This window comes from Gordonia marina, from assembly GCF_052036135.1.
In the GTDB taxonomy this organism is placed as follows: domain Bacteria; phylum Actinomycetota; class Actinomycetes; order Mycobacteriales; family Mycobacteriaceae; genus Gordonia.
The window spans coordinates 1-1224 of sequence record NZ_JBPSDN010000089.1; the positions used below are offsets into that span (position 1 = coordinate 1).

1 protein-coding gene and 1 other annotated feature are annotated in these 1224 nt (G+C 64.0%); the gene reads right to left on the reverse strand.

What is annotated here, in order from left to right; genetic code table 11:
- Positions 1–1176, reverse strand: a protein-coding gene (locus ACSEEN_RS21395) for an IS3 family transposase (RefSeq protein WP_440714255.1) whose coding sequence is annotated in 2 segments (ribosomal slippage) — positions 1–897 and positions 897–1176 — 1177 coding nt annotated over the 2 segments. Because the reading frame shifts where the segments join, the coding sequence is not laid out codon by codon here. This gene is flagged as partial in the annotation.
- Positions 774–907, reverse strand: a sequence feature (AL1L pseudoknot). (Overlaps the previous gene by 134 nt.)
- Positions 1177–1224 lie beyond the last annotated feature (48 nt).

The following is a 1224-nucleotide window of genomic DNA, read 5'->3' on the forward strand; positions in this document are numbered from 1 at the left end:
CGACGTTCGCCGGGGTGCGGTAGCCGAGAGCTTCGTGGAGCCGGGAGGTGTTCCACCAGTGGACCCAGCCCATCGTGGCGAGCTCAACCTCGCTGACTGACTCCCAGATCCGCTTGGAGTAGATCAACTCCGCCTTGTATAGGCCGTTCACTGTCTCGGCCAGCGCGTTATCGTAGCTATCGCCGACGGTACCTACTGAAGCCGTAACTCCCGCGGCGAGCAGAGCGTCCGAATAGGCGAGCGAAACGTATTGACTACCCCTGTCGGAATGGTGGATCAATCCGCTTTCGTTCCTGCTCACCCCGGTGGACTGCAGTGCATGCTCCAGTGCGAGCAATGGCAGAGACTCCGTGTGGAGCGTGGGCGCGACCGCCCAGCCGACAATTCTGCGACTGAAGACATCGGTAACGAATGCGACGTAGCAGAACCCGGAGAGCATCCGGACGTAGGTGATGTCGGCGACCCAAAGCTGCTGCGGTCGATCCGCGACGAACCGCCGTTCAACGAGGTCCGGGCGCTGGTCATCTCCGTCTGCGGAGCAGGTGGTGACGGGCTTTCGACCTCGGCGAACGCCCTGCAGGCCGGCGATCTTCATCAGCCTCGCGATCTGGTCGCGACCGACGTTCCATCCTGCGTGGCGCATTGCGTGCCACATCTTCCGGACCCCATAGACGCTGTAGTTCGCCTGATGAATCCGCTGCACCTCCTCCGCCAGCATCTCGTCCCGAACGCTGCGAGCGGAGGCCGGCCTGTTCTTGGCAGCGCGGTATCCGCGGGAGGTGATGAACCCACATTCTGTCGCACTGAGGATGCGGCAGATGGCCTCGACCCCGAACTTCTCGCGATGCATGTCGACGAACGCGATCATTTCGTCGTGGGGCGGTCGAGTTCCGCTGCGAAAAACGCTGAGGCGGCCTTCAGGATCTCGTTCGCACGTCGCGCCTCGGCGAGCTCCCGCCGGAGACGGCGATTCTCCTCCTCGAGCGGCTCTCCCGGTCCGACCGGCTCGGTGGCGCCGTAGCGATTGCACCAGATCCGCAGCGTCTCTGTGCCGACACCGAGCTGCGGCGCGACGGCACGGATCGATGCTGCGCGAGGGCCGCCCTCGCGGGCTTGGCGGTCGTAGACCATGCGCACGGCACGCTCACGCAGCTCTGGACTGAACTTCTTGGGCATACTCCGATTCTCCTTGCTGAGACTCGGAACGGAACCCAGGGCGCTTCA